7 protein-coding genes and 1 pseudogene are annotated in these 9,263 nt (G+C 58.0%); 4 read left to right on the top strand and 4 right to left on the bottom strand.

Annotated features, from left to right (window positions below):
• A partial coding sequence (gene tnpC / locus BM131_RS16105; RefSeq protein WP_139222665.1) for an IS66 family transposase occupies window positions 1-862 on the top strand: 862 nt, incomplete at its 5' end.
• On the top strand, window positions 862-1,158 hold the full coding sequence (locus BM131_RS16100) for a hypothetical protein (protein ID WP_090191113.1): 297 nt from the start codon (window positions 862-864) through the stop codon (window positions 1,156-1,158). The genes tnpC and BM131_RS16100, both read left to right, overlap by 1 nt.
• Window positions 1,159-1,189: 31 nt before the next feature.
• Here BM131_RS16100 and istA read toward each other — a convergent pair whose 3' ends face one another.
• The 4 genes and pseudogenes from istA to tnpA all read right to left on the bottom strand — a co-directional run bounded on the left by istA (window position 1,190) and on the right by tnpA (window position 4,922).
• Window positions 1,190-2,803: an IS21 family transposase gene (istA, locus tag BM131_RS16095; RefSeq protein WP_245754273.1), complete on the bottom strand. Its 1,614-nt coding sequence runs from the start codon at window positions 2,801-2,803 to the stop codon at window positions 1,190-1,192.
• 622 nt (window positions 2,804-3,425) lie between these two features.
• Window positions 3,426-4,114 (bottom strand): annotated as a pseudogene (locus BM131_RS16090) (transposase domain-containing protein); the annotation flags it as partial.
• Window positions 4,115-4,173: 59 nt separating this feature from the next.
• Window positions 4,174-4,524, bottom strand: a complete 351-nt coding sequence (gene tnpB / locus BM131_RS16085) for an IS66 family insertion sequence element accessory protein TnpB (RefSeq protein WP_090191112.1) — start codon at window positions 4,522-4,524, stop codon at window positions 4,174-4,176.
• Window positions 4,521-4,922, bottom strand: a complete 402-nt coding sequence (gene tnpA, locus BM131_RS20765) for an IS66-like element accessory protein TnpA (RefSeq protein WP_090191110.1) — start codon at window positions 4,920-4,922, stop codon at window positions 4,521-4,523. Before tnpA ends, tnpB begins: the two co-directional genes overlap by 4 nt.
• Window positions 4,923-6,159: 1,237 nt before the next feature.
• Between tnpA and BM131_RS16075 the strand changes: the two genes are divergently transcribed.
• Together BM131_RS16075 and BM131_RS16070 are read left to right on the top strand one after the other, a co-directional pair.
• Complete coding sequence (locus BM131_RS16075; RefSeq protein ID WP_139222664.1) at window positions 6,160-7,728, top strand: virulence-associated E family protein; 1,569 nt, start codon at window positions 6,160-6,162, stop codon at window positions 7,726-7,728.
• Window positions 7,729-7,837: 109 nt separating this feature from the next.
• Window positions 7,838-8,878 carry an AAA family ATPase gene (locus BM131_RS16070; protein ID WP_090191107.1) on the top strand — a complete coding sequence of 347 codons (1,041 nt, stop codon included), beginning with the start codon at window positions 7,838-7,840 and terminating at the stop codon, window positions 8,876-8,878.
• Window positions 8,879-9,263 lie beyond the last annotated feature (385 nt).

Here is a 9,263-nt window from a genome sequence, read left to right as displayed (position 1 = left end):
GCTGCACGCAGATGACACGCCGATCCGTGTGCTGGACCGGTCGTTGCGCGACAAGGGGCTTGGTAAAGGCGTCAGGCAGGGCCGGATCTGGGCCTATGTGCGCGACCAGCGCCCTTGGGCTGGATCAAGCCCGCCCGGGGCCGTCTATCGGTTCGCACAGGACTGGAAGGAAGAGCATGTCCTGAGCCATCTGGCCAGCGCCCGCGGCATACTTCAGGCTGACGGCTACAAGGGCTATGCTAAGCTTTATGAGCCAGAGCCTGACGGCACCCCCCGTTTGCGCGAAGCGGCTTGCTGGGCGCACCTGCGCCGTGACTTCCACGACTTCTGGGCATCGACCAAGTCCGAGATCGCCCGCGAGGCGCTCGACCGGATCGGCAAACTCTATGACATCGAGCGCGACATCAATGGCCAGCCTGCGGACGTCCGTCACGCGGCACGTCAAAAGTATAGCCTGCCGAAGGTTCTGGCCTTCTTTGCGTGGTCCGAGCAGCAACTCCTGCGCATTCCGGGCAAGAGCAATCTCGCCAAGGCTTTCCGCTATGGCCTCAACCGCCGGGAGGCCTTCAGTTTATTCCTGGCAGACGGTCGTGTGGCCATCGACAATAATCCGGCGGAACGTGCTCTGCGACCGATCGGAATCGGCAGAAAGAACTGGCTCTTCGCCGGGGCCGACACCGGTGCGGAAACACTTGCACGCGCCATGACGATCATTGAAACCGCCAAGCTAAACGGCCTCGACCCACAGGCCTATCTCGCTGACATCCTCGACCGCATCCACGATCACAAGATCAACCGGCTGGATGAACTACTTCCATGGAATTGGACGCCGATGGCCGCTGCTCACTCAAAGGTCGCGTGATGGCTGCGATCACCCATATCTGCACGCTCGACTACGTCGCTAAAATGCTGGACGAAGATGCCGAACTCCTCGAGGCCATCGTCTATAACGACGAAAATCTGACCTACGGGAGCATTGTAAGCGTTTACGTGGGCCCCGACGAGACGATCACAGCCCTGACCGATGACGGTATCGAAGAGCTGACCGATCTGATCAAAGCTGCCCGTCTCACCACCAGGACATGGCACGAATTCCTCGACGACTTCGTGGACGACAAGGACCTCGTGCTGCGCATCAAGGCTAAATTACCGCGGTAGCAATGGAGTGCTTACGTTACATCGGGGGTGCCTAACCGCACCGCACGTTCGCGGAACTCAGGTGAATACGGCTTCGAGGTCTTCTTGTTGTGTGACTGTTCCATAATGGGCATTTCTCCGAGAGTTTTGCCCTCCGGTAAACCCGGGGCGGTTCATCATAGCGTTCGACATTGGCTTCTGGTTCGCGCTGAAGGATCAGCGCCTGCGGCGTATCGATGTCGGGCCCGCCGATCGTCTTTCCGTCGATAAGACGGTGCAGAAGGTTCAGCACATGTGTCTTGGTCGCGACACCTTCAGCCAGCGCCATTTCCACGGCGACCAGCACAGCCTGTTCGTCGTGATGCAGAACCAGCGCTAGGATATCGACCATCTCCCGATCACCGCCGGGACGACGCAACATGAGATCTTGCAGCTGCTTGAAGGCCGGAGGGAATTCGGAAAAGGGGGCACCGTTCCGCAAGGCACCGGGCTTGCGCTGGAGAACAGCCAAGTAATGCCGCCAGTTGTAAATCGTGCGTGGTGGCAATTGGTGGCTGCGCTGGATCACCCGCATATGTTCGCACAGGATCTGTCCTTCGGCGGCGATCACCAGACGTTCAGGATAAACCCGCAAGCTCACCGGGCGGTTCGCAAATGACGCTGGAACGCTGTAGCGATTGCGTTCAAAGCTGATCAGACAGGTCGGCGATACCCGCTTGCTATGCTCGACAAAGCCATCGAATGCGGGTGGTAATGGCATCAGCGCTGCTTGTTCTGCGGCCCAAACGTCAGCAACGCTCCCAGGTAATGCTGCGTGCGGGATCTTACCCCATAATGCGACACACTGCTGTTCCAGCCAGTCGTTCAGGGCCGCAAGATCGGGGAAGTCCGGCATGGGTTGCCACAGTCGATGTCGGGAATCCTGCACGTTCTTCTCGACCTGCCCCTTCTCCCAGCCTGCGGCCGGATTGCAGAACGCTGGCTCAAATACATAGTGGTTCGCCATTGCGAGAAAGCGCATGTTGACCTGTCGCTCCTTTCCGCGACCGACGCGATCGACTGCGGTGCGCATGTTATCGTAGATGCCGCGCTCGGGGATGCCACCGAAGACCCGGAACCCGTGCCAATGGGCTTCGAACAGCATCTCGTGGGTTTGCAGCAGATAGGCTCGGACCAAAAAGGCCCGGCTGTGCGACAGCTTGATGTGGGCGACTTGCAGCTTCGTGCGCTCACCACCCAGAACGGCAAAATCCTCGCTCCAGTCGAACTGGAACGCCTCGCCCGGGCGGAACGACAGAGGCACAAAGGTGCCGCGGCCTGTCGTCTGCTGATCTCGCTGCCGATCGGCTCGCCAGTCACGCGCAAAAGCCGCAACCCGGTTGTAAGACCCGTCAAAGCCCAGAACCACCAGATCGGCATGCATCTGCTTCAGCGTCCGCCGCTGTTTGCGAGACTTCCCCGCCTCCGTCTTCAGCCAACCGACAAGCTTCTCAGCGAACGGATCGAGCTTGCTTTGCCGCTCCGGCGTCGCAAACTGAGGCTCGATCGTGCCTGCGTTCAGATACTTTTTGATGGTGTTGCGCGACATCCCGGTCCGCCGCGATATCTCGCGCGGGGGCAACTTCTCTCGCAAAGCCATACGTCGGATGATGTTCAAAAGTCCCATGTGTATCACTCCAAAGTCCCCCGCTGCGAATGCCGCTGGGGGAAGGGTCACATGGGACAATTCTCAATGGAAATTATGCCGCTACCCGGGTCACTTCTGGGTGGAAATAAACAACGTTAGGTTGCATTTTCACACACCGCCTTGCGTGCGGGGCTCTATGTTCACTATACGTTCCATGTCATGACATGTGAACCCGTCTCCCTTGGTCCTAAGTCTTCGATCCGGTTGCATGACCTGACGGCTCGGGATGTTGTGGTTGTCACATGCAAAGCTTGTCACGCCAGGTTCAACGTAGCGCCGCACCATCTACATGCCCGTTACCACGAGCTGAAGAAGCTCATCGAGATCGAGAAGGACTTCAAATGCAAGCGGTGCGGAGCCAGGCATGGCTTACAGTGGCACATCATGCGAGCTGTGGGGCCGAAGTATCCAGCAAGCGCGTGATGCGGCACCAGAATTAGCAGGCCACACAATCAAAAGATGTATTGCTATATTGCAACACTATCAACTTAGTGCAGCTAATATGTTGAATAATAACAATAAAGGAAGCTACACCTTTTAGGTGATTATCGTGTTTAACGGTGATTTCATAATGAGTGTTTACCTAAAACAATCTTTTCAGATCAGCCAGTGTAGACAGGCTGAGATCGACACCTTCTCGCGCAATCCGATCGGATTGCCGGTTCAGTGGTTGGTGCTGTCCATACTTGTCGAAAGCAATCATGGCGATCAGTTGCGGCCCAGCCCAACCGCGCGGAATGGCGTGGAAAGGCGCTGGTGGCTGGCTGATCTTCTCGCATGACCGACAAGTGAACTTCTCGCGGACGGTCTGGATCACCTTCCACTGACGCGGAATAACTTCCAGCGTGTCGGTAATGTCTTCACCCATCTTCACGATGCGGTCCGAGCCGCAGCAGGTGCAGTTGGTCGGTGCCTCAACCACCACACACTCGCGCGGCAGATGCTCGGGAAAGGGTTTGCGCACCGGCTTGCGCCGCGTGAAGGCGCGCACGGTGCTGGTCTTGTCCTGCGCTGCGGCTTGTTCAGCCGCCAACGCATCCTCGGTGGCAGCGGCTTCCAGTTCCTCAAGCTGCAACTCCAGCTGATCGATCAGTCGCGCGCGACGCTCGGAAGAGATGCCGTATTTATCACGCCGCAGCTTTGCGATCTCCAGCTTCAATTCCTGGATCATTGCTTGCGTGCAAGAGGCCAAGGCGCGGGCCTGTGCCAGTTCGACCTCCGCAGCTTGCGCGCGGGCTGCGCGGCAAGGGCGGCGCTCAATCTGGCGATTTCGGAAGCGGCATCTGACATGGCAAATATTTACCACAGACAGCATGAAGCGCCAATAAAAACAGGCGTTTCACCGCAATTTATCCATCTGTTCTGGGCCTTTGCGTCCAGCGCGGGTTCCTCCAGTCGATCCCTTCCAGAAGATAGCCGAGCTGGGCGGCGGATATCGAAACAGCCGTCCCATCCTGGCTTACCGGCCAGATGAACTTCCCCGCCTCAAGCCGCTTCAGATACAGCGACATGCCGACCCCGTCATGCCAGAGCAGTTTCACGAGATCACCCTTGCGACCCCGAAAGCAAAAGATCTCACCGGCATGCGGGTCACGCCCAAGGCCCTGCTGGACCGCCAGCGCCAAGGTATTCATACCGCGCCGCATGTCCGTCACGCCGCCCGCAATCCAAACCTTCGTGCCCGCCGGAAACGCGATCATCGTCCCACCGCTAGACTGTTGAGTAAACGCGCTGCAGCCTCCATGTCAAAGTCGGACGGGATCGACACACGACAGCGCGCGCCAAAATCGACAGTCATCACAGAACCCTGCGGAGTCGGCATATTATCAGGATCAAGCCCGCCTGGAGCTTCGTCGATGTTGAAAACACGCAAAAACTTTGGGCCAGAACTCAGCAACCCATGCCGACAACGATAGCGCCAATCGTAAAGCTGGGACCGCGAAACGTCATGGCGCCGTGCGACCTCGGCCAATGTCACGCCATCGCCAAGGCTTTCCTCAACGATCCGGACCTTCTCGGCATCTGTCCAGCGGCGACGCCGCCCAGTATCAGAGACCGATAAAACTTGAATGCGGGGGGTGTTCTCGTGTGCGTCCATAAGGACACTCGATAAGCGATCTCACAGCACAGCAGCCAGACGGCACCCGGCGAATGTTTACGCTTTTGCACAGGCGTGACATCATTATATGCAGCGCGACGCTGGCTCATGCAGCATCCTCCGACATGCCGGCATCACCGCGGCAGGGGCGGCAGACGCGGTGAACTGCGCGCTGAGAGATTATCGCGTTGCTGCAGGTGATGCAGTCGCGAACCCGTGCCCGATCATCGAGATTCGGCAGGTCGTATTGCGAGGCATACGCCTCGCTGATCGTGTGCGAGACTCGTTCTGCCGGAATGCCGAGTCGGCCCGCCGCATCACGTGAACTACCGCTGCTGAACACAGCTGCGATCAACGCCCGCTGCGTATCGCGATCGACGACGCGTCTTGTAATATGTCTTACATCGCTGCTCATGCGAGCACAGTATCATAGTGCGGTATGGCGCATGTCACAGTTCTTGCGCGATGGCGCATCGATGGATCCAGGCCGTCCGGAGGACAGGGGCGGGAGGGGCAAGTGGAAACGAGAATTACGTTTCCACCATGTTTTCGGGTTGTTTCCGGGATTGTTTCCACCTCGGAGCCATAAAAATAAGGGGGCTGAGGGTAAGTGGAAACGAAATCATCAAAAATGGAATATGTTGTAAGTATGTACTCTCTTCCCACTCCCCCACCTCCCCCGCCCACCGGGCAAGATAGGCTGTTTCCACCCATTTTGTTTCCAAACGCATTTTTTCTTAATTAAAACAATGGCGTGGGGCGGAAGCAAAATTATAGGGATGTTTCCACTTGGGGTGAACGGTGAGCAAAAACAGTGACTTGGTGGTGGAAATGAGATCTCGCAAACTGGAAACGTTGTTTTCACTCACCCGTCACCTGACAAGTTTTTGAGGGTGATCGCAAGATGCACACATCTCGAGTGAGAGAACCGCACATGACAGGTTTACGCTGATTCTCACGGGCACTTTGTGTGACGCTGCATGACGCTGACATAGTTGATCGAACCTTCACGACGTGAAGCTCATGTATGCGAACTTTTGCACAAGAAATGCTACATTATACAGCAACGACAGGACATGACATGACAACTGAAACAGCAGAATAGAACTTCAACGACATCATCAACGATCTCAATACGGAGCTCGATGCGCATGAGCGCGCGATCGCTGCCACTGACACACGTATCAGCCAGATCTGCACCGCCGTCGCGCCGTCCGTGCCGGCAAACGATGCGCCGGTGAATGACGAGGATAGCAACACTGTCGACATTCTGCCGGTCATCGAGTCGCCGCTGACGATCGACGACACCACCCCGGACCAGGTCCCGGCCCGTGTCCGCGCGACGTTGAGCGGCGTTGAGTTGATCCAATATGATGACGATGACTATGATGAGCTCTGGATGCTCGATCTCGACCGCTCAGGCAAAGAGAATGCGATCCGCGGCACGACGCACAACCTCACGAAAATTATCATCAACGCTCGCAACACAAAGAATGCGTTCGTGCATAACGCTTTCACGAACAGCGAGTTCATGAATCGCACCTTCGACTCCGGCATCCCTGATTTCCCCGTAGTCATTTCGAGCGCGGAGCACCCCCGCGAACTCGACGAAGGCTTGATCAGCGCTCTCTGCGCCTGGCTGACGGCCCCCGAGAATCAAGGTGGCTACGGCCTTTCCTTCGACCTTCGCGTGCTGAAAATGGCATTGAAAATCGCCGCCGATCGTCAAACAATCAACCCGCTCCAGGACATGCTCGATGCGACTGAGTGGGACGGCATCGACCGTCTTAAGACGTTCTTTCACGACTATCTCGGCTGCGAAAACAACCTGTATCACACAGAGTGCGCGATCAACTGGTTCGTCGCTGGAGTAGCGAGGGCATTCGAACCGGGGCACAAATTCGATTTCACGCCGGTCGTGGAGGGCAGCCGGGAGGGCGGCCAGCGCAAGTCGACATTCGTGGAAAACATCGCTCGCGGACTCTTTGGCACACTGGGCAGCGACGACATCGCGAATGACAACGTGTTCGTGCAGAAGATGCAGGGCTGTCACGTCGTTGAACTGGCCGAAATGGAGATATCAAGCAAGCGTGACACGAAGAAGTTGAAGTCGCGTCTGTCTCAGACGGCAGATAAGACCCGCGTTGCATACTCCGTCGCCCCTCGCACTTACTATCGACAGTTCATCACGATGGGCACCGCCGACAGCCGCGACTATCTGATCGACCCGTTCAACAATCGCCGCTTCTGGCCCTTGGTCATGAACCTGCCGCGCCGCGGTGAGATCGACACAGACCGCCTCATCGAGAACATCGATAATATTTGGGCCCAAGCCGTCGCGATATACAACCGCCGCCGCGCGGAGCAGCCGCACGGCACTCTCGACCTGTCGCTGTCCCGCCCCTCCCGCGAGTATGCGGAGTCGCTCTACGAGGGACGCCGCGTCACTGACGATGCTGATGACCTGCGCTTCGCAATCGAAGACCACATTATGTCGACGGTCCAGCCAGGCCACCGCGCAGGCACCGAGTTCTGGAACTTTAAACAGGACGGCAGGCAGTTCTCCGTCGAGACGTCCTTCGTTCTCAAGCCGCTCTGGTGCGCGGCTACGAACTCCGACCCGCATGACTACGTGAAAGGCATCGCGAATCTGGCCAAAGCCGCTGCAGAGCGCACTAACTTCATCAATCAGAGCGGCGCGCAGGGCCGCCGTGGCGGTGTGAAGGGGGTGATCTACGAGATCGACGTCGAGAACGAGAAGTTCATCAAGCTCCTTGATGAGCACATCAGAAAGATCACAAACTGAAGAGAGTGGGCCGGCATCGCCGGCCCTTTTCGCATTTATCACCACTTGACCGTCACCCGCAGATGATCGTATTAAAAATGCGATAAAAATCTTATTTCGCAGGTAAGGCATGAAGATCAAGATTATCGAGGCCGGCAACGTGTTCCTGACTCGCGATAAAATCGAAAAGCGTTGGCGGGCGTTCTACAAAATGTTGCGGCAAGGCAAGGGTCTTAAGAGCTTCGACGGCATCGAGATCGCTGAAAAGCACGTCATGCATGATGCGCACCGCGTGATTACCCGCCGCACATTGAAGCTGCACGAGGCGATCCGGGCGGCATCACCGCTTAAAACTGAAGAACTGATCAAGCTCGGCCGGATCGCTGGCGGCGTCGATGCTATGACCGTCACCGCGGACCGGGCCGACGAGATCGCCGCGGCTGTTCACGAGGAATTCGGATGGCTTGCACCTGCAACGCAGTACGTCTGGCACGCTCTGCGCCGCGCGGCTGAGGACGGCACACCGGTCCGGGTGCCGCCGGTGATCCTGGTCGGCCCGCCTGGCATCGGCAAGAGCGTATGGGCTCGGTTCGTCGCGCATCAGATCGGCCTGCCCGCGGTCGACATCGACGCGAGCAAGGGCGCCGTCGGCTTCTCGATCAACGGCACCGAGCGCGGGTGGTCTACAGCGCAGCCGGGGCGGCCGGTAGAGATGATCATTTCGAGCCGGATCGCGAACCCGCTCATCATCGTCGATGAGATCTGTAAGTCTGTGTCTATGACGTCCGAAAAGGGGCGGCGCATGTCGCTTGAAGATGCGTTGCTGAGCCTTTTAGAGCCAGCAACTGCCGCCGCTTGGGATTGCCCGTTCTACCGCGTGTCTTTCGACATGTCGCATATCAGTTGGATCCTGACCGCGAACACGACAGACGGCATTCCTGCGCCGTTACTGAGCCGTTGCCGCGTCATAAACCTGCCGCCGCCGACACGAGGGCAGACGATCGTATTTGCGTGCACGATGTCCGGCCGGCGAGGGCTCAGCGATGACGCCGCCCGGGCGGTAATTGATGCCGTGAAATACGCTGACCGGTCATTCAGCATGCGCGACATCATCAAGATTGTCGAACATGCGCACGCGATCGACGACACCACCCCCTACCTTCTTCACTGACACCCGGCAGCCGCCGCCACTCTCCGGTTCAGATATCATTCGGCGAGGGCAAAGCAAAACTTCTGGGCTGGCTGGGTAACCGTACTGCCGATCCGGGCCAGTTGCCGGAACCCTGAACCCGTGCTGCCTCCGGTCCGTGCCGCATGGCTGGGTGAAGCAACGACCGCGCATGCCGGTTGTCTGGAATGTAAGAGGCAGGTGGAGAGCGTTCCTGAAGTCTCCAGACGCGAAGGGCGGAGCCCGGAAGTTCGCAGCAGGCGTGAACGCATTCAGGACCCACTGCGGAAGCGGACATTCCGCCAGGCCCACCCCGCCGGACCCGGTGTAATCGACACTGAGGGCGGAGAAGCTGACACTTACTTCGCGGGCGTAACCACCGTGTCGC

The sequence above is a fragment of the Loktanella salsilacus genome (assembly GCF_900114485.1).
GTDB classification, from domain to species: Bacteria; Pseudomonadota; Alphaproteobacteria; order Rhodobacterales; family Rhodobacteraceae; genus Loktanella; species Loktanella salsilacus.
Note: the sequence above shows the minus strand (reverse complement) of the source record. Positions and strands in the feature narration are given on the sequence as shown.